The organism is Agromyces salentinus (genome assembly GCF_009749395.1).
In the GTDB taxonomy this organism is placed as follows: domain Bacteria; phylum Actinomycetota; class Actinomycetes; order Actinomycetales; family Microbacteriaceae; genus Agromyces; species Agromyces salentinus.
In genome coordinates, this window is record NZ_WBIR01000014.1 from 42856 (window position 1) to 63585 (window position 20730).

General features: G+C 72.7%; 18 protein-coding genes. 11 read left to right on the plus strand and 7 right to left on the minus strand.

Translation table 11 applies throughout. From position 1 onward, the window contains the following. Nucleotides 1-58: 58 nt before the first annotated feature. Together GQQ95_RS13270 and GQQ95_RS13275 are read left to right on the plus strand one after the other, a co-directional pair. Nucleotides 59-694: a TetR/AcrR family transcriptional regulator gene (locus tag GQQ95_RS13270; protein ID WP_157428146.1), complete on the plus strand. Its 636-nt coding sequence runs from the start codon at nt 59-61 to the stop codon at nt 692-694. Beyond that, nucleotides 673-1029, plus strand: a complete 357-nt coding sequence (locus GQQ95_RS13275) for a hypothetical protein (protein ID WP_157428147.1) — start codon at nt 673-675, stop codon at nt 1027-1029. Before GQQ95_RS13270 ends, GQQ95_RS13275 begins: the two co-directional genes overlap by 22 nt. 86 nt (nt 1030-1115) lie before the next feature. On the opposite strand, the gene GQQ95_RS13280 is transcribed toward GQQ95_RS13275, so the two are convergent. The 4 genes from GQQ95_RS13280 to pdhA form a co-directional block, all read right to left on the minus strand. After that, nucleotides 1116-1424 carry a 4a-hydroxytetrahydrobiopterin dehydratase gene (locus tag GQQ95_RS13280; protein ID WP_157428148.1) on the minus strand — a complete coding sequence of 103 codons (309 nt, stop codon included), beginning with the start codon at nt 1422-1424 and terminating at the stop codon, nt 1116-1118. Nucleotides 1425-1489: 65 nt separating this feature from the next. Further along, nucleotides 1490-2908, minus strand: coding sequence for a dihydrolipoamide acetyltransferase family protein (locus GQQ95_RS13285; protein ID WP_157428149.1), 1419 nt, complete (start codon nt 2906-2908; stop codon nt 1490-1492). A gap of 2 nt (nt 2909-2910) precedes the next feature. Next, nucleotides 2911-3921 carry an alpha-ketoacid dehydrogenase subunit beta gene (locus GQQ95_RS13290; protein WP_157428150.1) on the minus strand — a complete coding sequence of 337 codons (1011 nt, stop codon included), beginning with the start codon at nt 3919-3921 and terminating at the stop codon, nt 2911-2913. Next, on the minus strand, nt 3918-5066 hold the full coding sequence (gene pdhA, locus GQQ95_RS13295; protein ID WP_157428151.1) for a pyruvate dehydrogenase (acetyl-transferring) E1 component subunit alpha: 1149 nt from the start codon (nt 5064-5066) through the stop codon (nt 3918-3920). Before pdhA ends, GQQ95_RS13290 begins: the two co-directional genes overlap by 4 nt. 164 nt (nt 5067-5230) lie before the next feature. Here pdhA and GQQ95_RS13300 point away from each other — a divergent pair, with 164 nt between their 5' ends. From GQQ95_RS13300 to GQQ95_RS13310, 3 genes are all read left to right on the plus strand, one after another. Then, entirely contained in the window at nt 5231-5695 is a 465-nt protein-coding gene (locus GQQ95_RS13300; protein WP_157428152.1) for an Lrp/AsnC family transcriptional regulator, read from the plus strand. A gap of 71 nt (nt 5696-5766) precedes the next feature. After that, a complete protein-coding gene (locus GQQ95_RS13305) occupies nt 5767-6471 on the plus strand; it encodes an ArsR/SmtB family transcription factor (protein WP_157428153.1) in 705 nt (234 codons plus the stop codon). A 1-nt stretch (nt 6472) separates the two neighbouring features. After that, nucleotides 6473-6685, plus strand: coding sequence for a hypothetical protein (locus GQQ95_RS13310; RefSeq protein WP_157428154.1), 213 nt, complete (start codon nt 6473-6475; stop codon nt 6683-6685). Between the two features lie 178 nt (nt 6686-6863). Here GQQ95_RS13310 and GQQ95_RS13315 read toward each other — a convergent pair whose 3' ends face one another. Together GQQ95_RS13315 and GQQ95_RS13320 are read right to left on the minus strand one after the other, a co-directional pair. Next, the gene (locus GQQ95_RS13315) at nt 6864-9146 is read right to left on the minus strand and encodes a polyribonucleotide nucleotidyltransferase (protein ID WP_157428155.1); all 2283 of its coding nucleotides are present in this window, start codon (nt 9144-9146) and stop codon (nt 6864-6866) included. Nucleotides 9147-9399: 253 nt separating this feature from the next. Continuing rightward, a complete protein-coding gene (locus GQQ95_RS13320; RefSeq protein WP_157428156.1) occupies nt 9400-11502 on the minus strand; it encodes a GDSL-type esterase/lipase family protein in 2103 nt (700 codons plus the stop codon). A 135-nt stretch (nt 11503-11637) separates the two neighbouring features. Between GQQ95_RS13320 and GQQ95_RS13325 the strand changes: the two genes are divergently transcribed. The 6 genes from GQQ95_RS13325 (at nt 11638) to GQQ95_RS13350 (ending at nt 20110) form a co-directional block, all read left to right on the plus strand. Beyond that, complete coding sequence (locus tag GQQ95_RS13325; protein ID WP_170297062.1) at nt 11638-12336, plus strand: TetR/AcrR family transcriptional regulator; 699 nt, start codon at nt 11638-11640, stop codon at nt 12334-12336. Nucleotides 12337-12388: 52 nt separating this feature from the next. Further along, the gene (locus tag GQQ95_RS13330; protein ID WP_157428158.1) at nt 12389-13330 is read left to right on the plus strand and encodes an ABC transporter ATP-binding protein; all 942 of its coding nucleotides are present in this window, start codon (nt 12389-12391) and stop codon (nt 13328-13330) included. Next, a complete protein-coding gene (locus GQQ95_RS13335; RefSeq protein WP_157428159.1) occupies nt 13327-14985 on the plus strand; it encodes an ABC transporter permease in 1659 nt (552 codons plus the stop codon). Before GQQ95_RS13330 ends, GQQ95_RS13335 begins: the two co-directional genes overlap by 4 nt. Nucleotides 14986-15034: 49 nt before the next feature. Continuing rightward, nucleotides 15035-15238, plus strand: a complete 204-nt coding sequence (locus GQQ95_RS13340) for a DUF5302 domain-containing protein (RefSeq protein WP_157428160.1) — start codon at nt 15035-15037, stop codon at nt 15236-15238. 96 nt (nt 15239-15334) lie between these two features. Continuing rightward, a complete protein-coding gene (locus tag GQQ95_RS13345; RefSeq protein WP_170297063.1) occupies nt 15335-19345 on the plus strand; it encodes a DUF3376 domain-containing protein in 4011 nt (1336 codons plus the stop codon). A 90-nt stretch (nt 19346-19435) separates the two neighbouring features. Continuing rightward, entirely contained in the window at nt 19436-20110 is a 675-nt protein-coding gene (locus GQQ95_RS13350) for a DedA family protein (protein WP_157428162.1), read from the plus strand. Here the strand turns inward: GQQ95_RS13350 and GQQ95_RS13355 are convergent. Further along, entirely contained in the window at nt 20085-20726 is a 642-nt protein-coding gene (locus GQQ95_RS13355) for an FMN reductase (RefSeq protein ID WP_157428163.1), read from the minus strand. The two genes, GQQ95_RS13350 and GQQ95_RS13355, sit on opposite strands and share 26 nt — an antisense overlap. Nucleotides 20727-20730 lie beyond the last annotated feature (4 nt).

The window sequence follows — 20730 nt, forward strand, 5'->3', positions numbered from 1 at the left end:
CGATTTTCGGTTAGTGTTCACTAACTCGATTTCCCGAGAGTAGCGAGCAGGCAGGCAAATGGCAAGCACACCCACGTCGACGACGTCGCCCGAGTTCACGGGCGAGCCGTTGACCGAGCGGGGGCGGCAGAAGGCCGACCGGCGCGCCGCCATCCTCACCGCCGCAGCGCGCCTCTTCGCCGACCGCGGGTACGCCGGCGTGACCATCGAAGACCTCGGCGCGGCCGTCGGCGTCAGCGGGCCGGCCGTCTACCGCCACTTCTCCGGCAAGTCGGCCGTTCTCGCCGCGATCCTCGAGGGTGCCAGCCGGTCGCTGCTCGACGGCGCCGACGAGGTGCTCGCGAACGCCCCCGACGCGGCATCCGCCCTGCGCTCGCTGATCGCGTTCCACGTGGACTTCGCCCTCGCCGACGCCGACGTCATCGTCGTGCAGGACCGCGAACTCGAACAGCTCGACCCCGGCGTCCGCCACGACGTGCGCTCGCTGCAGCGCCGCTACGTCGAGCACTGGGTCGCCACCCTCGCAGAGCTCAGGCCCGACCGGGCCGAGGTGGAACTGCGGTTCCGGGCACACGCCGCCTTCGGACTGCTGAACTCCACACCCCACAGCGCCCGCACCCCTGGGCGCAGACCCGCCGACGGCACCGTCCGCGGCATCCTCGAGGAGATGGCATGGGCGAGCCTCATGTCGTGACCCTGCGCGCGACCCGCGACACGGATCTCGACACCCTGCACCGAAACCCGCACCACGACACATCCGCGACGGGGCTCGTGCGCCGCACGGTCCGCGCCGACGGCGAGATCGTCGGCGAGCTCGAGAGCGTCCGGGAGGGCGAGGTGATCGTCGTCTCGCTCGACGCGCTGCCCGCCGAACTCGGCGAAGCCGTGCGCGTGCGCGCCCTGCGGCTCTTCGTCGACACGCTGCCGCGCCCCGTGCACGCGAAGCCGGCCGGCGACGCGGCATCCGTCGCCGTGCTCGAGCGCTGCGGGTTCCGGCGCGTCGACGGCGAGTTCCACCGGCTCGACTGACGAGCCGGGCCGCGCCGGGATCGGCGCGAGCGACGGATGCCGCGAGCCGACGTCCGACGTCGCCCCGTTCGCGCGGCGCGGCCGGGTCAGTTCGGCCGCGCGCCCTGCTGGTCGGCGAGCGCGCGGATGCGACGCGCGAGCTCGACGTCCCGCCCGGTGACGCCCCCGGCATCGTGGGAGGAGAGCTCGAAGGTCACGCGGCCCCACCCGAGGTGCACGTCGGGATGGTGGTTCGACTCGTCGGCGACGACGGCCACCGCATCGAGCAGGCGGACCGCGCTCGCGAAGTCGGCCGTCGTGAAGGTCGCGAGCAGCCGGTCGTCGGCGTGGGTGAACCCCGTCGGGGCCAGGTCGGCCGCCGTCTGCTCGGGATCGAGGGTGCCTGATGCGTCCATTCCCCCATTTTCCCGCGCATGGCCGGCGCGCGCCACATCCGCCGGCCGCACCGCGCGACGCGCGCTCAGACCATCGTCAGCGCGCGTGCCGGGTCGCGGAGGATCGCGCCGACATCCGTGAGGAAGGCCGCGCCCTGCTGCCCGTCGACCAGCCGGTGGTCGAACGAGAGGCTCAGCGTCATGACCTCGCGCAGGGCGATCTCGCCGCGATGCTCCCATGGGAGCCGGCGCACGGCGCCCATCGCGAGGATGGCCGCCTCGCCGGGGTTCAGGATCGGCGTGCCGGCGTCGATGCCGAAGACGCCGACGTTCGTGATCGAGATCGTGCCGCCGGTCAGGTCCGCCGGGGCGGTGCGCCCCTCGCGGGCGGTGGTCGCGAGCTCGCCGATGGCGTCGGCCAGCTCGACGAGGGTCAGCCGATCGGCGGCCTTGACGTTGGGCACGACGAGCCCGCGATCCGTGGCGGCGGCGATGCCGAGGTTCACGCCCGCGAACTGCACGATCTGCTGGGTGTCCTCCTCCCAGCGCGCGTTGACCTCGGGCGTGCGGCGGGCCGCGAGGCAGACGGCCTTCGCCACGACGGCGAGCGGCGTGATGCGGTGGCCGGCGAAGGCGCGATCCTCCCGGAGCCCCCGCACGAAGTCCATGGTCGCGGTCACGTCGATCGTGAGGAACTCGGTGACGTGCGGGGCCGTGAACGCGCTGCGGACCATGGCCGCCGCCGTGTGCTTGCGCACGCCGCGGATCGGGATGCGCACGTCCGAGGGCGCCTCCATGCGTCGTTCGCCCCCGGCCGTGGCGTCCGTCGGCCGGCCGTCGGCAGCGGGTCCGGCGGATGCCGCCGCCTCCACGTCGGCGCGCGTGATGAGCCCGCGCTCCCCCGTGCCGGGCACGGACTCGAGGTCGACGCCGAGATCGCGGGCGAGCTTGCGGACGGGCGGCGTGGACCGCGGCCGCTCGGGTCGGGGGACCACGTGCTCGGCGGCGACGGTCGTCGCGGCGGCTGCGGCGTCCCCGTCGCCACCGACCACGGACTGGGGCACGAGGTCGGCGGCGAGCGCCGCGCGACGCGCTCGCCGCTTCGGGCCGCCCTCGTCGCGAGCGCCGTAGCCGACGAGGTTCGGGCCAGGCGCCGCATCCGGAACCCGCTCGGGCGTCGTGGCGGAGGGCGCATCGGCATCGCCGGGCGTCGGCTCCGAGGCATCCGTCGCCGGCGCACCCGGCAGGCTGTCGCCGGACGCGCCGTCACCCGTCTCGCAGGAGAAGAGCGGTTCGCCGACGTTGACCGTCTCGCCCTCGACGGCGTGCAGTGCGGTGATGACGCCCGCGTAGGGCGTCGGCAGTTCGACGACGGCCTTGGCGGTCTCGACGTCGGCGACGATCTGGTTCAGCTCGACGCGGTCGCCGACGGCGACGCGCCAGGCGACGACCTCGGACTCGGTCAGGCCCTCTCCGAGGTCGGGCAGCGGGAACTCGCGGATCATGCTCACGCCTCCACCCCGCTCAGCGAGTTCGGGCGTCCGAGCACGCGATCGACGCCGTCGAGGATGCGGTCGAGGTCCGGCAGGTGGTGACGCTCGAGCTTCGCGGGCGGATACGGGATGTCGTGGCCGGTGATGCGCACCGGGGCAGCCTCGAGGAACTCGAAGCACCGCTCGGTGATGCTCGCCGCGATCTCGGCGCCGAGCCCGACCTGCTGGCCGGCCTCGTGCGTGATCACGAGCCGCCCCGTACGGCGCACGGATGCCGCGACGGTCGAGAGGTCCATCGGCGAGAGCGAGCGCAGGTCGATGACCTCGATCGAGACGCCGTCCTCACGGGCCGCGGTGGCCGCATCGCGGGCGGTCTGCACGAGCGCGCCGTAGGTCACGAGGGTGACGTCGGTTCCGGATGCCACGACGGAGGCGACGCCCATCGGCTTCGCGTCCGCGAGGCTCGCGGTCTCGTCGACCTCGCCCTTCACGTGGTACCGGCGCTTGGGTTCGAAGAACAGCACGGGATCGTCGCTCGCGATGGCCTGCTGGATCATGACGTAGGCGTCGGCGGCATCCGAGCACGCCACGACGCGGAGGCCGGCCGTGTGCGCGAAGTACGCCTCGGGCGATTCGGAGTGGTGCTCGGCCGCGCCGATGCCGCCGCCGAACGGGACGCGGATGGTGATCGGCATCCGCACGTTGCCGTGCGAGCGGTAGTGCAGCTTCGCGACCTGCGCGACGATCTGGTCGAACCCGGGGTAGATGAACCCGTCGAACTGGATCTCCACCACGGGACGGTAGCCGCGGTACGCCAGGCCCACGGCGGTGCCGACGATGCCGGCCTCCGAGAGGGGCGTGTCGACGACGCGGTGGGCGCCGAACTCGGCCTTCAGCCCGTCGGTGATGCGGAAGACGCCGCCGAGGGTGCCGATGTCCTCGCCGAGGAGCACGACCTTGTCGTCTCCCGCGAGCGAGCGACGAAGGCCGGCATTCAGAGCGCCGCCGAGGGTGAGCGTGGTCATCGCGAGCCTCCCCGCGCGGGCGCTGCGGCGCCGGCCGCGTCGTCGAACTGCCCGAGGTAGCGCGTGTAGTGCTCGCGCTGCCGGTCGAGGTGGGCGTGCGGCTCGGCGTAGACGTGGTCGAAGACGCTGAGCGGCTCGGGGTCGGCGATCGAGGTGATCGCCGTACGCAGGTCGGCGGCCATGCGGTCGGCCTCCTCCCCCGCCTCGCGCTCGACCGCCGCGACATCGGCACCGGATGCCGCGAGCAGCGCCGCGACCCTCGCGATCGGGTCGCGGCCACGCCACTCCGCGAGCTCGTCCTCGCCGCGGTACCGCTTCGGGTCGTCGGCGGTCGTGTGGGGGCCCATGCGGTAGGTGACCGCCTCGATGAACGTGGGGCCCTCGCCGCGACGCGCGCGGTCCAACGCGATGCGCGTGGTCGCCATGACCGCGAGCACGTCGTTGCCGTCGACCCGGACGCCCGGGATGCCGAAGCCGTCCGCCCGGCGTGCGAGCGGCTGCCTCGACTGGAGCCCGACGGGCTCCGAGATCGCCCACTGGTTGTTCTGGCAGAAGAAGACCACGGGCGCGTCGAAGCTCGCGGCGAAGACGAGGGCCTCGTTCACGTCGCCCTCGCTCGTCGCACCGTCGCCGAAGTACGCGACGGCTGCGGCATCCGTGTCGTCCCACCTCGCGCCCATCGCCCAGCCCGTCGCGTGCAGCGCCTGTGCGCCGATGATGATCTGCGGCACGGCCATGCCGTGCTCGTACGGGTTCCAGCCGGATGCCGCGGCACCGCGCCAGACGCGGAGCAGGTCTGCGGGGCCGACGCCGCGGACCCAGGCCACCGCGTGCTCGCGGTAGCTGGAGAAGGCGAAGTCGTCCTCGCGGAGCGCACGGGCGGAGCCGATCTGCGCGGCCTCCTGGCCGGACAGCGGCGGCCAGAGTCCGAGCTGGCCCTGGCGCTGCAGCGCCGTGGCCTCGGTGTCGAGGCGGCGCACGACGACCATGTCGCGGTGGAGTGCGCTCAGGGCGTCCGTGTCGATGTCGGCGACCCAGGGGTCGAGCTCGGGATCGGAACGTCGCTCGCCCGTCGGTGTGATGAGTTGCACGAACTCGTCGGGCCTGGTCAGGAGCCCGGTGGCGTGTCGGTCGGATGGGGTCATCGGAGGATCCTCGCGCTCGGCGGCCGCCTCGTGAGCAGCCGCACCCGGCGGCGTTGCCGGATACCGTGAGACTACGTCGATCCAGCACTGCGCTCAAGCATGAGTGAATCTGTTGAGCATCTTGCGCAATCAGGCGCCGTCGGGCGGTGCTATCGTGTGGCGGTATGACCGCCTACGACGATGTGGACCGAGCGCTGCTCCTCGCCCTCGGGGCCGATCCCCGCGCGACCGTCGTGGCCCTGGCCGACGGCCTCGGCCTCTCGCGCAACACCGTGCAGGCGCGCATGGCCAAGCTCGAGGCATCCGGCGCATTCCTCTCGTTCGAGCGCAGCATCGACCCGACGCCGCTCGGCTTCCCGCTCGAGGCGTTCGTGTCGGTGCATGTGCGGCAGCGACAGCTCGGCGAGGTGGCGGATCGACTGGGCGAGATCCCCGAGGTCATCCAGGCGCACGGACTCTCCGGGTCGGTCGACCTCCTGGTGCGGGTCGTCTGCCGAGATGCGCACGACCTCTTCCGGATCGACGGGGAGATCCTCGCGATCGACGGGGTCGAGCGCACCGAGACCTCGCTCGCGATGGGTGAGCTGATCCCGTACCGCCTCGCGCCGCTCCTGCAGCGCCGAGCATGACGGAGGACATGCAAAGAATGTAATGCAAAGAAATCCTTGCAACACTTTCTTTGCAGCGGTATCTTTGCATCATGACCTCCAACGACGCCCGCGACCTCTCCTCGCAGCCGAGCAGCACCCGCCACCCCGGCATCGACCATGTGCTGCCGTCGGCGAGCCTCAAGTCGCTCGCCCACCCCCTGCGGGTGCGCATCTACGACGAGCTCTCCTCGTACGGGCCGTTCACGGCGAGCGGGCTCGGGGAGCGGCTCGGCGAGTCCAGCGGCTCGATGAGCTACCACCTCCGACAGCTCGAACGCGCCGGGCTCGTGCGCGAGGACACCACGCGCGGCAAGGGCCGCGAACGCTGGTGGGAGCGCATGCCGGGGTCGATCGCGGTGCCCGACGCCCGCACCCTCGCACCGGGCAGCGCCGACCGGTTGGCGGTGAAGCTCCTCGAGGAGGAGTGGTTCCGCAGCCGCGAGCAGAACCTCCGCGAGTTCATCGTCGAGGGCGAGCACGTCTTCGGCGAGGAGTGGCTCGACATCGCGACGAGCGACACGATCAACCTGCGCCTGACGCCAGGGCAGCTCGCCGAGCTCGTCGCCGACATCGACGTCGTGCTGAAGAAGTTCATCGACGCCTACAAGCGAACGCCGACGCCCGGCTCGATGCCGGTGCAGATCCACGTCAACGCCTTCCCGCTCGTGCGTGGGGCGGCGACACCGACGCCGAGCGACGCAGCGACGGCTTCCGCCGCCGACGCGACCGCCGGCGCATCCGAGAAGGAGCAGTGAGATGAGTACCGCGACCCTTTCGCCCCCCTCAGGAGTCCTCGCCGCGCTCGCGGTGCGGGGCGGCCTCTCCGTCGCCGAGTGGGGGCTCCGCCGGGCGGCCCGCCGCAACGACCCCGAGCTCCTTCGGCGGCGCCTCGAGGCCCGTGCCCTCGCCGAGGCCGCGCTCGCGGAACGCGACGCGATGATCCGCAGCAGCGCGAGCAACCTGTACTAGTCACGCGCGCGGCCTGCGCGGACGCGAATGGTCGCGCCGGCCGTCGTGACGCGGCCGTTCGCGTCCGCGGCGCGCGACGACACGCTCTCGGCGGGCGTTGCAGCGAACCCGGCGGAGACGACGGATGCCCCGCCCGAACGAATCGGGCGGGGCATCCGCGTGTCATGCGACGTGGAGACTACGCGTCGGCGCCCTCGGCGGGCTCCTCCGTGTGCGTCCCGGCGGTCTCGCGACCGGCGGTGTCCGCCTCCTCCGCGACGACCGGGGCGAGCGAGAGCTTGCCGCGGTCATCGATCTTCGTGATCTCGACGAGGATCTTCTGGCCGACGCCGAGCACGTCTTCGACGTTCTCGACTCGCTTGCCACCGGCGAGCTTGCGCACCTCGCTGATGTGCAGCAGGCCGTCCTTGCCCGGGAGGAGCGAGACGAACGCGCCGAACGCCGCGATCTTGACGACGGTTCCGAGGAACTGCTCGCCGATCTCGGGGTTGGTCGGGTTCGCGATCGCGTTGACCTGGGCACGCGCGGCCTCGGCCGACGGGCCGTCGACGGCGCCGATGTAGACGGTGCCGTCCTCCTCGATGGAGATGTCGGCGCCGGTCTCGTCCTGGATCGCGTTGATCGTCTTGCCCTTCGGGCCGATCAGCTCGCCGATCTTGTCGACGGGGATCTGCACCGAGATCACGCGGGGCGCGGTCGGGGCCATCTCGTCGGGCGCGTCGATGGCGGCGTTCAGCACGGCGAGGATCGTCGTGCGAGCCTCCTTGGCCTGCGTCAGCGCACCGGAGAGGACCGACGCGGGGATGCCGTCGAGCTTCGTGTCGAGCTGGATCGCCGTGACGAACTCGCTCGTGCCGGCGACCTTGAAGTCCATGTCGCCGAGCGCGTCTTCGGCACCGAGGATGTCGGTGAGGGCCGCGTAGCGCGTCTCGCCGTCGACGGTGTCGGAGATGAGGCCCATCGCGATGCCCGCGACGGGGGCGCGCAGCGGCACGCCCGCGTTCAGGAGCGACAGGGTCGAGGCGCAGACCGAGCCCATCGACGTCGAGCCGTTGGAGCCGAGCGCCTCGGAGACCTGGCGGATCGCGTAGGGGAACTCCTCGCGCGTGGGCAGCACCGGCACGAGGGCGCGCTCGGCGAGTGCGCCGTGCCCGATCTCGCGACGCTTCGGCGACCCGACGCGACCGGTCTCACCGGTCGAGTAGGGCGGGAAGTTGTAGTTGTGCATGTAGCGCTTCTTGGTGACCGGGCTCAGCGAGTCGATCGACTGCTCGAGCTTCAGCATGTTCAGCGTGGTGATGCCCAGGATCTGGGTCTCGCCGCGCTGGAAGATGGCCGAACCGTGCACGCGGGGCACGACCTGCACCTCGGCATCGAGCGGGCGGATGTCGGCGAGGCCGCGGCCGTCGATGCGGACGCCCTCCTCGAGGACGCGCGTGCGCATGACCTTCTTGGTGACCGACTTGTAGGCCGCGGAGACCTCGGCGTTGGCCGACTCGGGCAGCTCGCCCGCTTCGACCTTGGTCGCGACGTGCTCCTTGACGCGCGACTTGAGCGCGTCATCGGCGTCCTGACGCTCGACCTTGCCGGCGATCTTGTAGACGTCCTTGAGCTCGGCGCTCGCGAACGCCTCGACGGCTGCCTTGACCTCGGCCTGGTACGGCGGGAAGGTCGGGTAGTCGGCGGTGGGCTTCGCCGCGGTCTTGGCGACCTGCTGCTGCGCCTCGACGAGCTGCTTGATGAAGGGCTTCGAGGCCTCGATGCCCTGCGCGATGACCGTCTCGTCGGGCTTGACGGCGCCGGCCTGGATGAGGTTCCACGCGTTGTCGGTGGCCTCGGCCTCGATCATCATGATCGCGACATCCTGCGAGCCGTCCTTCTCGGTCACGACGCGACCGGCGACGACCATGCTGAACACGGCGTCCTCGAGCTGCGAGTGCTTCGGGAAGGCGACCCACTGGCCGTCGATGAGCGCGACGCGCACGCCGGCGACCGGACCCGAGAAGGGCAGGCCGGAGAGCTGCGTCGAGAGCGACGCGGCGTTGATGGCGAGCACGTCGTAGAGCTCGTCGGGCTCGATGGCCAGCACGGTCACGACGACCTGGACCTCGTTGCGCAGGCCCTCGACGAACGAGGGGCGCAGGGGGCGGTCGATGAGGCGGCAGGTGAGGATCGCCTCGGTCGAGGGGCGGCCCTCGCGACGGAAGAACGAGCCCGGGATGCGACCCGCGGCGTACATGCGCTCCTCGACGTCGATCGTGAGCGGGAAGAAGTCGAAGTGGTCCTTCGGCTGCTTGGAGACGGACGTCGCCGAGAGCAGCATGGTCTCTTCGTCGATGTAGGCGACGGCCGAGCCCTGCGCCTGCTGCGCAAGACGGCCGGTTTCGAACCGGATGGTGCGGGTGCCGAACTTGCCATTGTCGATGACGGCTTCGGCGAACGTGATTTCAGGACCTTCCAAGAGGTCTCTCTCCTTTGTTTTTCGTCGCACCCCCTTTGGGCACGACTCCTACGTCGGAGCAGGAACAGGCAATACGAATCGCATCAGGTCGATGCGTTCACGCTGGCCACCAGTAGAAGTCCACCACTCGAATCGCGCCACGTCTTGGGGTTCGATTGGTGATCCACCACAGGGGACCAGCTTCCTGCCGGCCTGCTCCATCGGCGGCCGATTCTCGCCGTGCACCTGCACGGCAGCCCACCGGCAACCTCGCTCAGCCTAGCAGAGGCCGTGTTTTTCGCCCGTGAACAGCGGATGTCGCGGGCCTGACGCCCTCGGTGGCCGCCGTCCCGGCGGGCGTGAGCACGGGCGTCGGTTCCGGGCGCTTGGGTTCGCGACCGTCGCCGGCGGTCCGCCCCCTGAGCCGACGTGCCATCCAGGGCGCGGCGTGGCGGGCCAACCACTCCAGGTCGCCGACCTGGCGATCGCCGGCCGCTCCCCCGCCGGACATGCCCTCGCCGCCCGGCCGCGGCGCATCGTGCGCGGCCTGCTCGAGCTCGCCCAGGGCGGCGGCATCCGGCACGCCGAGGACGCGCGCGGCGGCGTAGGCGAGGACGCGGTGTCCGCCGGAGTTCAGGTGCACGCGGTCCTCGGCCCACATCGACGTGGCGCGGAGCTCGGGCAGCGCACCGACGTCGAGCAGGATCGCGCCCGTGTCGCGCGCGATGCCCCGCAGGCGCTCGGCGAAGGCAGTGAACCGCGACGCGTAGAGCCGCGACGCGGGCCGCCGCGGCATGAACGGGGTGACGAGCAGCACGTCCGCCCCGGTCGCGCGCAGCGCGGCGACGGCCTCCGCGAGCCGGTCCGCGAGGCCGTGCACGTCGGGGCGGGGTCCGACCAGGTCGTTCGCGCCGATGAACACGCTCACGAGGTCGGCCCGCATCGCCGTCGCGAGCGGGATCTGGGTCTCGACCGCGTCGGCCACCTTGCGGCTGCGCACGGCGACGTTGGCGTAGGCGACCCGGTCGCCGTGGGGACTCGCGAGCGCGAGCAGCATCGCGAGGCGGTCGGCCCAGCCGCGGTACTCCCCCGCCGCCATCCGCGAGGCGTCGCAGAGTCCCTCGGTGAGCGAGTCGCCGACGGCGACGTAGCGATGCCAGCGCGGTGGCGACGGCGTCACCGGCGGCTGCGCCCGGCCGATCGCCGTCGCGGCCGGCGCAGCCGGAACCGGTGCCGGTGCTGCCCGTGTCGCGGCGATCGCGCGATCGTAGTGCGCCAGCAGCTCGTCGCCCAGGACGTCCCAGCCCCGTCCGAGCACCGCCTCGCGGGCGCGAAGGGCGAAGGCCCGCCGCTTGGCGTCGTCGCCGACGAGGTCGAGCACGCGGGCCCGGAACTCGGCGAGGTCGCCCGGCCGGTAGAGCCACCCGTCGATGCTGGACCCGACGAGGTCGAGGGGCCCGCCCCGTCCGACGGCGACCACCGGCACGCCGCTCGCGAGCGCCTCCTGGACGGTCTGGCAGAAGGTCTCGTTCTCGCCGGGGTGGACGAACACGTCGAAACCGGCCATCGCCTCGGCGAGCGCGTCGCCGCCCAGGAATCCGGTGAACGTCGCCCCCGGCAGCATCCGCTCGAGATGGGGACGCGACGGGCCGTCTCCCACGATGACGAGCCGGGTGCGCGGGAGGCCGGCGAGCGCACGCAGATCCTCGACCTGCTTCTCCGGGGCGAGCCGGCCGACGTAGCCGACGACCACCTCGTCGGCGACGGCGCCGGCGACATCCCGCCGCCACCGCGCGGTCCGGCGGGACGGGGAGAACCGCTCGGTGTCCACGCCCCGTCGCCAGAGCGCGATGCGGTCACGCTCGACGTCGAGCGAGGTGAGGCGTTCGATGGCCGAGGTCGAGGGGGCCAGCGTGATGGTGGCCCGCCGGTGCAGGCGGGAGACGTGCCTCGCGAGCGCCGGGGCGGCCCCCGGGATGCCGTAGCGCTCGGCGTAGCCGGGCACGTCGGTCTGGTAGACGGCGACCGAGGGGACGCCGAGCAGTTCGGCGGCGGCGATGCCCCGCCAGCCGAGCACGAACGGGCTGGCGAGGTGCACGACGTCGGTGCCGTGCTCGCGCAGCACGCCGGCCAGGCGGTGGGCCCCGGCGAGCGCGATGCGCACCTCCGGATAGCTCGGCAGCGGCACCGACGGCACGAAGAGCGTCCGGGCACCGTGGAGCGACTCGTCGAGGGCTCCGCCGACGAGCCCGGAGCGCGGGGCGATCACGAGCGCCTCATGGCCTCGCCGATCGAGATGGCGGAGCACCTGGAGCAGGGAATGCGTCACGTCGTTCATGTGCGGGAGGAACGATTCTGCGAGGAGTGCGACCTTCACCCCTCCAGCGTGACGGCCGGACGTGCGCGATGTCGTCGCATCGGCGCCCGGTCGCGCAACGTTCACCTGCCGGCCGCACCGGGTTGGGCGGCGCACCTCTGGACGTTCGCTATACACGCGTGTAACATCCGATCCATGCGTATAGCGGATGTGCCGCCCCCCACGCTCCCGGCGGGTTCCAGGGCGGCCACGGCCGGTGCCGACGATCGCCCGAGCGACCTCACGACGCGGGCCAGGTTGCGCGACGCGGCCATCGAGTGCTTCGCCGCCGAGGGCTTCCCGGCCTCCGTGCGCACGATCGCAGCCCGCGCGGGCGTCAGCGCCGGACTCATCCGTCACCACTTCGGCTCCAAGGAGGCGCTCCGCGCCGAATGCGATGTCGAGGTGCTCGCCAGGCATCGCTCGCTCAAGGCCGAGGGACTCGCCGGCCCCGCCGCCGCGATGGCCCAGCTCGCGGAGGCCGACGAGCACGGCGCGCTGCTCGTCTACATCCTCCGCAGCGTGCAGGACGGCAGCCCGGCCGGCACCGCCTTCGTCGAGCGCATGATCGCCGACGCGCTCGCGTACTCCGAGGCCGCGGTCGCGGACGGCGTCCTCCGCCCCAGCCTCGATCCGCCTGGCCGGGCACGGCTGCTCGTGACGAACGCGATCGGCGGCCTCATCGTGCAGCTCGCGATGCACCCCGAGATCCCCCTCGCCGACTTCAAGACGGTGCTGAAGACGACGCTCGACGAGATCGCCCTGCCCTCGATCGAGCTCTACACGTACGGCGTCTTCGCCGACAGCTCCTACCTCGACCAGTACCTGCTCTACATCGGCGATCCGCCTCGGTGAGCGCGACGAGCGCACTCCCGACCATTCACCGACCCAGCAGCAAGGAACCGTCATGAACGCAGCATCCACCCCGGCGATCGAGGTCGCCGGCCTCGTCAAGCGCTTCGGCGCCGTCACCGCCCTCGACGGGCTCGACCTCCGCGTCGAACGCGGCCAGGTCATGGGCTTCCTCGGGCCGAACGGCTCCGGCAAGTCCACCACCATCCGCATCCTCCTCGGCATCGCCAGGGCGGATGCCGGCACCGCCCGCCTGCTCGGCGGCGACCCCTGGCGCGAGGCGGTCGAACTCCACCGTCGCATCGCCTACGTGCCCGGCGACGTGAACCTGTGGCCGAACCTCACGGGCGGACAGGCCATCGACATCCTGTCGCGGCTCCGCGGCGGCATCGACCGCGCCAGGCGGGACGCGCTCGTCGAGCGCTTCGACCTCGACCCGACGAAGAAGGCCCGGACGTACTCGAAGGGCAACCGGCAGAAGATCGCCCTCGTCGCGGCGCTCGCCTCCGACGCCGAGCTGCTGATCCTCGACGAGCCGACCTCCGGCCTCGATCCGCTCATGGAGGGCGTCTTCACCGACACCGTCCGCGAGCTGACGCGTGAGGGGCGGAGCGTCCTGCTCTCCAGCCACATCTTCGCCGAGGTCGAGAAGCTCTGCGACCAGGTCACCATCATCAGGGCCGGGCGGACGGTCGAGTCCGGCTCGCTCTCGGACCTCCGCCACCTGCACCGCACCTCCGTCTCCGTCGTGCTGCCGGGTGGCGCCGGCACCCTCGCCGAGCGCCGCGACCTGCACGACCTCGCCGCCGTGGGCGAGCACGTGAGCTTCACCGTCGACGATGCCGATCTCGGCTCGGTGCTCGCCGACCTGGCCGCCCGCTCCCCGCGATCGCTCGTCTCGACGCCGCCGTCGCTCGAGGACCTCTTCCTGCGGCACTACGGCATCGACCTCCCCGCCGCGGGCGCCGCCGCCGCCGACGCGGTGAGCGCATCATGACCGCGCTCGCACCGGTCCGGCCCGGCGAGGCGACCCCCGGCCACGCGACCCCGGTCGCGACCTTCGCCGGGTTCCCCGACCTGACCGCGTTCATCCTTCGCCGGAACTGGCTGCGCCTCGCGCTGTGGGTCGTGATCCTCGTGGCGATGGTCGCGATGGTGTTCGAGTCCCAGCGCGTCGCCTTCCCGACGCAGGAATCGCGCGACGCGTATGCCGCGGTCGCGAACACCCCGGCCGTGGCCGCCCTCACCGGACTGCCCTACGGCGCGGGCACCCTCGGCGGCATCCTGAACATCAAGATCTGGATGACGCTCGCGGTCGCGATCGCGTTCGCCTCGATCTTCCTCGTGACGAGGAACGGCCGGGCCGAGGAGGAGGCCGGCCGCACCGAACTCCTCCGCGCCGGCGCCGTCGGGCACCACGCCTACAGCCTCGCGAACCAACTCGTGGTCGGCGGGCTCAGCATCGCCGTGGGCCTGCTCATCGGGCTCACGTGCATCGGCCTCGGGCTCCCGGCCGAGGGCTCGCTCGCGATGGGGGCCTCGATCGCGGGCGTCGGCCTCGCCTTCCTCGGCATCGCCGCCGTCGCGGGGCAGCTCACCTCGACGAGCCGGGCGGCGAACTCGCTCGCCTCGATCGTGCTGGGCGCGGCCTACCTGGTCCGCGCCGTCGCCGACGTGCAGGCCGAGGGCGACACCCCGAGCCCGTTGAGCTGGGCATCCCCCATCGGCTGGGCGCAGAACATGCGATCCTTCGGCGAGAACACCTGGTGGCCCCTCCTCCTCCTCGTCGGACTCGGAGTCGGCGGATGCCTCGTCGCCGCGGCCATCGAGTCCCGGCGCGACGTCGGAGCCGGCGTCCTGCCCGACCGGCCCGGACCCGCACGCGCCAGCCGATCGCTCGGCACGACCCTCGGGCTGGCCGTGCGCCTCCAGCGCGGACCCATGATCGGCTGGCTCGCCGGCGGCCTGCTCGGCGGCGCGTTCTACGGCGGCGTCGCGAACGCCATGTCGGACCTGCCTGCGTCGGGGAGCCCGATGGCGGAGGTCTTCGCCGCGGGCGCGGACACCATGCTCGACGGCCTGCTGGGGCTGTTGGTCATGGTCGCGGCCATGGTCGCCGCCGGCTATGCCGTGCAGGCGGCCACGGCCGTGCGCCTCGAGGAGGCATCCGGCCGCCTGGAGCCGCAGATCGCGGGAGCGGTCTCGCGCACGACGTGGGCCCTGGCGCACTACCTGCTCGCGGCCGTGTGGGGCGTCGTCATCCTCGCAGGATCCGGGCTCGTCTTCGGCATCGCGTTCGCCGCGACCTCGTCGGACCCGGAGCAGGTCGGGATAATCTTCGCCGCGTCGCTCGCGTACATCCCGACCCTGTTCGTCCTCACCGGCGTGGCGGTGCTGCTGACGGGCTGGCTCCCGCGCGCCACGGTGCTCATCGCGTGGATCGTCTTCGGCGCCAGCGCCGTGATCGCGATCTTCGGACCCCTGTTCTCGTTGTCCGAGGAGGCGATCGCGGCCACCCCCTTCGCGGCCACGCCGCGCGTGCCGGGCGTCGAGTTCGAGCCGCTGCCGCTCGTGGTGCTCTCCGTCATCGCGCTCGCGCTCTGGATCCTCGGGCTCCTGCGCTTCCGCGCACGCGACCTGACGCAGGCGTGAGCTGCCGGGCGGGCGCGTCCGCCGCGCCCGCCCGGCCTAGACTGGGCCCATGACTTCGGACGACGACAAGACCACCGGCGCCACGAGCAACGGCCCCTCCGAGGACGTCAAGCGCAAGTTCCGCGAGGCGCTCGAGCGCAAGAACAAGCAGCAGCACCGCGGCGAGGCGCACCTCGACGGCCGCGGCGCGGTCGACCACGCGCAGGGCAACGCGGCCACGAAGCAGGAGTTCCGCCGCAAGAGCGGAGGCTGATCGGCGCGCGCGGTCTCGGTGCCTGCACTGGTTCCGCCGCGGCATCCGCCTCGCTAGCATGTGGCCGACCACCCCAGGTCTCCCACAGGAGGCATGATGTCCGAGTCCCCGCACGACTACGTGCTGCTGCACCTCGAACCGCCGTCGTCGACGGCGCCCGCCGAGCGCACGTACGGCCGGTTCCCCGACCGGCACGGCCGCGACCTCGCACCCGACGCCGCGGTCGAGGCGTTCACGGGGGCGCCGGATGCCGCGGAGGACCCGAACCCGCGCGTCTTCCTGCCGCGCGGCGCATCGCCGTATCACGCGCGCGGCCTGCGCATCGCGCTCGCGATGAAGGGCGGCGTCAGCCTCGCCGTCTGGATCGGCGGGGCGATCGCCGAGCTCGACATCCTGCGGCGCATCCGGATCTTCCGCCTCGAGGGGGACGCGACCCCGCGCGCGCTGCTCATCCATCCCTCGACCGTGACGACGAGGGGCCGTGACGGCGGAGATGACGGGGGTGCGGAGGCCGCGGAGGCCGCCCACGCCGCCGCGGTCGCGGAGTCGAGCCTGCTCGCCCGCGCCGACCGGTACGCCCGCCTGCTCTCCGATCGCGGCTACGACCGGGTCGAGTTCGACGTCCTCGCCGGTGCGAGCGCCGGCGGGCTCAACGCCGTCATGTACGCCGTGGCGCAACGGGCAGGGGTCGGGCTCGAGGGCATCCTCGGGACCTGGCTGACGACGGGCTCGGCCTGGGGCCTGCTGCAGACCGGCAAGCCCGGGGCGTTCGACTCCGTCCTCCGCGGCGACGAGTACTTCTGGGTCGAGCTCGCCGAGGCGCTCGAGCGCATCGCCACGGGTCACGTGCGCGGCGACGCCGACGGCGGGAGCCCGCCCACGAACCCGCCGCATCCCGCCCTGGCCGCCCCGCACGTGGTCGTGGACCTCTCGGCGACCCTCATCGACGCCAAGGACACCACCGAGCGCAGCACCGCGGAGGGTCACGCGCACTTCCGGTTCGTCGGCACCGACCACGACGACGTCGAGGACCGGGGCATCCCGGGCCGCGGTGCCGATCCGGAGGGCCGGGACATCGCATACGCGCGACTCGCGTACGCGGCGAGGTCCACCTCCTCGTTCCCGGGAGCCTTCGAGCCGGCGCTCATCTACTCCGACTCCGAGCCCCTGAAGCAACGCGACCGCTCGAGCCCGCCCGACATGCGCAACGTCTTCAGCGCGCACCGGCAGGATGGTTGGTCGCATCCGTTCCGCGTGGTCGACGGCGGGGTGCTCGACAACATCCCGATCGACCGAGCGCTCCGCGCCGTGCGCAACATCCCCGCCAACGAGCACGTGAACCGGGCCCTCGTCTACCTCGACCCGTCGCCCAAGGAGAGCTCGCGCTGGCGCCTGCGGGCCACCGAGTACAAGGGACCCGCACCCGAGCTCCCGGCGGACCCGAAGACGACCCGCTCCGACCCGCTCTCGCGGTTCACCTTCGCGGTGCTCTCGGCGGTCCGCAAGCGGAGCGGCGCCGAGTCCGGCGAGGACGAGATCGACGCCGTCTACGAGGAGCGCACGAAGGCGCTCGTCCGGAAGGGGCGGGAGGAGATGCTCGCGGTGCGGCTGGACGCCCGGACCACGGCCGGGGAGGATCCCGCGTCCGCGGTGAGTTCGCTCGCGGCCTTCGCACGCCTGCGTTCGACGACCGATGCCGAGTTCCTCGGGATGGTCTTCAGCCGGCCGGGCGAATGGACGCTCGGCACGAATCTCGACGGACGCCGGCCCCGCCGAGCCCTGGACCGGACGAGCATCGGCAGGTTCGAGCGCGCCCTCCGTGCAGCGCTCGACGACCTCAGCCGCGGCGAGCCGGTGGGCGACGTGCCGGCCGATGCGGTGTCGCGGGGCGCGCAGACCCTCGTGGACGCGGCGTTCTGCACCCTCGCCTGGGTCCGCGCGATCGAGGACCAGAGCTTCCGCGCGACCTCCCTGCACGCGCTGGACGCGGCGCTCGCCCAGACGCCCGGGACCGCGACGACGACGCGGGCGGTGCTCCGCGAACGCCTGTACCGGGTCCTGCGACAGGCTCGTGACCTGCGCGACGACGCGGTCGATCGGACGCTCGACGAGATCGACCGGATCCCCGCGTTCGAGGTCCCGATCGGGAACGGGCATGTGGGGCGACTCGTCTCGACCTGGCTCGAGGAGAACGCCGACCGCCAGCGCCTGCGCGACGAGCTCTGGCTCGGGCTCGACGAGATCGTGGAGTGGCTCCAGCACGCGAGCGCCGTCGTGGCGGCGTCGGGTCGCGGACGGTGGGACGAGACCCCGTGGCACCGGATGCCGCCAGCCGGCACCCGACTGCCGGCCACGGACCTCCCGCTGATCTTCGCGGGCAGCGGGATGCCCACCGCCTCCTCGACCGTGCGATTCCACCGCATCGGCTCGGACACCCAACCCGCCGACGTCGCGGGCTATCGCACGCTGCTCGATGCCCAGATCCTCGAGGGCTACCGGGCCGCCCTCGCGAAGACGGATCGCGAGCTGGACGACGACACCGTCTCGCGCCTCCTCGACGAGCGCGAGCTGCGCTCATCCTCCAAGCTCGCGGGGCTGCGCGTCGCCAACTTCGCCGGGTTCCTCAGTGCCGAATGGCGCCGCAACGACTGGTGGTGGGGACGACTCGATGCGGCTGCCGGCATCGTGGAGCTCCTCGAGAGCATGGAACCCGCCCCGCAGGTCGAGTCCCCCAGCGCCGACAACCTCGACCCGGTGCACGAGGCCCTCCTGCGCGAACTCGACGCGAGCGACGAACGTCCATACGCGCGACGGGTCGCGTCCGGCGGCGAGCCCGCCGATGCCGACGCCGTGCGCGCGCGGATGGTGCGCGGCACGCAGGACCTCGAATCGCTCGGCTCCGGGTACCGGGTCGCGCTCGCCTCGCGGGTCGTCCGGGTCGCCTCGCCGGCGCTCGTGCGCGAGAGCGGCCTGCTCTCCCCCACGCGCGTCTCGCAATGGCTCCTCCGTCCGGTGCTCGTCCTCGCACCCGCGATACTCTCGCCGCCCCGGCTCATGCTCGCGGCGATCATCCTCGTCTGCGGGCTCATGCTCGCGCTCCGCGAGCTGACCGGAGACCTGAGCACCTCATCGGCCCTCGCCCGGAGCTGGGGGTGGGCGACGGCCGCAACGGTCGTCGCGGCGCTCATCGCCGGCATCCGGCTGCTCGGCGGACGATCGGCGCATCGGAAACGCCGCGCGGCCGTGGACAAGGTCACGAACACGGAGGACCGGGCTCGCCGGGTCATCGACCTGGCCGAACGTCGCGCGCGTGCGCCGCGGGCGATCCTCGTCGCGCTCACCGCGGTGCTCGTCGTCGTCTTCGGGTGGACTTCGCTCGCCTTCGGCCTCTGGACCCTGCCGTTCTGGGTGGCGCTCGCCGCGCTCGTCACCGTGACCGAGATCGCGAACCACCAACTGCAGACGGTGGCGTCGGCGCGGCGGTCGCGCCCCGGTCGGTGGATTCTGCTCGGCGCGCTCGGCCTCCTCGCGCTCTCGGCGACGGCGTTCCTGCCGATGCTCGCCCTCGATCCGCTCGCGGCCCAGCTCCCCTCGCCGTGGGGATCGATCGCCTGGCGCGTCATCGCCTCGGCACTCGTCGTCGCCGGGCTCGCGCTCACGCTGCTCTCGCAGGCCCTGCGGCCGCTGCACCTGGCGGTCGTCACGCTCGTGACGGTCATCGCGACGGTCGCGACCGTGACCCTGTCGACCTGGCTCGCCTCTCTCGACGACGTGCGCGTCGCGGCCGCGGATGCCGCGACGGTCGTGATCGAGTCCGGCGTGACCGGGATCCAGGCCTGGATCGGCTTCGTCGTCGCCGCCTGGGTGGCCGGCACGGTCCTGTGGTGGGCGCCCTGGTTCCGCGGCGCGGAGACGGGGGCGGACGCGATGCCCGACGACCGGGTCTACGACCTCGACCCCGGCTCTCTCGTACGCACGGGCGCGTCGAGGCGGCGTTCCACCACCGCGGCGACGGCGCCGGCCGCGCCGACCACCGGACCCACGCCGATCCCGGAGCCGGCGACCGCAGGCGCCCAGCCCGCGGCACCCACCCCGACGGGCGGCTGACGCGGGCGCATCCGGCGCGGCATCCCTCCGCGGCATCCGACCGCGCCCCCTGCGAACCTGCCGTTCACCTCGCCGCGGTACAACCGGTGCGTGGACCTCCCCTCGCTCGACGCACTCGCCGCCTCGCCCTGGGTGCTGCCGGTGCTGTTCGCCTTCGTGGTCGGGGACGCGTTCCTCGTGGTCCTCCCGAGCGAGACGCTCGTCGTCGCCCTCGGCGCGCTGTCGGCGTCGACCGGTTCGCCCGCGCTCTGGCTCGTCGTCCCGGTCGCGGCTGCGGGCGCGGTGCTCGGCGACGTGCTCTGCTACCTCATCGGCCGGCGCGTGGGACTCGACCGCTGGCGCTGGCAGCGCGGCCCGCGCGTGCGCCGCGCCCTCGAGCGGGCGTCGGTCGGCGTCCACCGCCGCACGGCCGTGCTCGTGTTCACCGCGCGCTACGTGCCGTTCGCCCGGATCGCCGTGAACCTCGCGGCGGGAGCGGGCCGAGTGCCGCTGCGGCGGTACCTCCCGCTCTCCTTCGCCGCGGGCATCGCCTGGGCGTGCTACAACGTGGCGATCGGCGCGCTCGTCGGCGCCGCGCTCGGCGACCGGCCGTTGCTGGCGACGCTGGTCTCCATCCCCGTGGCGATCGTGCTCGGCCTCGGCGTCGACCGCCTCGTCGCGGCGCTCGACGCGCGGGGTGCACGGAGGACGGCCGAGAGCCCGGCACCGCACGCGGCGCCGGGCCCAGCGGAGACGGGACTCACTCCCCCGCGAGACCGCCGATGAGGTGGCCCGTCGGGCGATCGAGGGCGAACGGGTCGCTCACGAGGTTCGACCGGTCGGTCGCCGCGACGAGGTCGGCGAACTCCCTCGCTCCGCGGTAGATGCGGTCGGGCAGCGAGCGCACGCCGTCGCCGCCGTCGCCCCAGTCGCTCGTCGCCGCGTACACGCCCGTGGTCACGGGGATCGCGTGCAGGTACGTGAAGAGCGGGCGGATCGCGTAGTCGATCGCGAGCGAGTGCCGCGGCGTGCCGCCGGTCGCGCCGATGAGCACGGGCAGGTCGGTGAGCGCCTGCGAGTCGATCACGTCGATGAACGACTTGAACAGGCCCGCGTAGCTGGTGGTGAAGATGGGCGTGACGGCGATGAGGCCGTCGGCCCTCGCCACCGCGTCGAGCGCCTGCTCGAGCTTCGGCGGTGCGAACCCCAGCAGCAGGTTGTTCGTGATGTCGTGCGCGAGGTCGCGGAGCTCGAAGACCTCGACCTCGACCTCGATGCCGCGCCCGCCGAGGATGCTCACGGCGTCGGCCGTGAGCCGGTCGGCGAGCTGGCGGGTCGAGCTCGGGGTCGACAGGCCCGATGAGACGACGACGATGCGCTTGGTGGTGGTCGTGCCGGTCATGGCG

Coding starts and splice junctions, on each gene's coding strand:
- GQQ95_RS13270 (WP_157428146.1), top strand. CDS start 59: ATGGCAAGCACACCCACGTCGACGACGTCGCCCGAGTTCACGGGCGAG.
- GQQ95_RS13275 (WP_157428147.1), top strand. CDS start 673: ATGGGCGAGCCTCATGTCGTGACCCTGCGCGCGACCCGCGACACGGAT.
- GQQ95_RS13280 (WP_157428148.1), bottom strand. CDS start 1,424: ATGGACGCATCAGGCACCCTCGATCCCGAGCAGACGGCGGCCGACCTG.
- GQQ95_RS13285 (WP_157428149.1), bottom strand. CDS start 2,908: ATGATCCGCGAGTTCCCGCTGCCCGACCTCGGAGAGGGCCTGACCGAG.
- GQQ95_RS13290 (WP_157428150.1), bottom strand. CDS start 3,921: ATGACCACGCTCACCCTCGGCGGCGCTCTGAATGCCGGCCTTCGTCGC.
- pdhA (WP_157428151.1), bottom strand. CDS start 5,066: ATGACCCCATCCGACCGACACGCCACCGGGCTCCTGACCAGGCCCGAC.
- GQQ95_RS13300 (WP_157428152.1), top strand. CDS start 5,231: ATGACCGCCTACGACGATGTGGACCGAGCGCTGCTCCTCGCCCTCGGG.
- GQQ95_RS13305 (WP_157428153.1), top strand. CDS start 5,767: ATGACCTCCAACGACGCCCGCGACCTCTCCTCGCAGCCGAGCAGCACC.
- GQQ95_RS13310 (WP_157428154.1), top strand. CDS start 6,473: ATGAGTACCGCGACCCTTTCGCCCCCCTCAGGAGTCCTCGCCGCGCTC.
- GQQ95_RS13325 (WP_170297062.1), top strand. CDS start 11,638: ATGCGTATAGCGGATGTGCCGCCCCCCACGCTCCCGGCGGGTTCCAGG.
- GQQ95_RS13330 (WP_157428158.1), top strand. CDS start 12,389: ATGAACGCAGCATCCACCCCGGCGATCGAGGTCGCCGGCCTCGTCAAG.
- GQQ95_RS13335 (WP_157428159.1), top strand. CDS start 13,327: ATGACCGCGCTCGCACCGGTCCGGCCCGGCGAGGCGACCCCCGGCCAC.
- GQQ95_RS13340 (WP_157428160.1), top strand. CDS start 15,035: ATGACTTCGGACGACGACAAGACCACCGGCGCCACGAGCAACGGCCCC.
- GQQ95_RS13345 (WP_170297063.1), top strand. CDS start 15,335: ATGTCCGAGTCCCCGCACGACTACGTGCTGCTGCACCTCGAACCGCCG.
- GQQ95_RS13355 (WP_157428163.1), bottom strand. CDS start 20,726: ATGACCGGCACGACCACCACCAAGCGCATCGTCGTCGTCTCATCGGGC.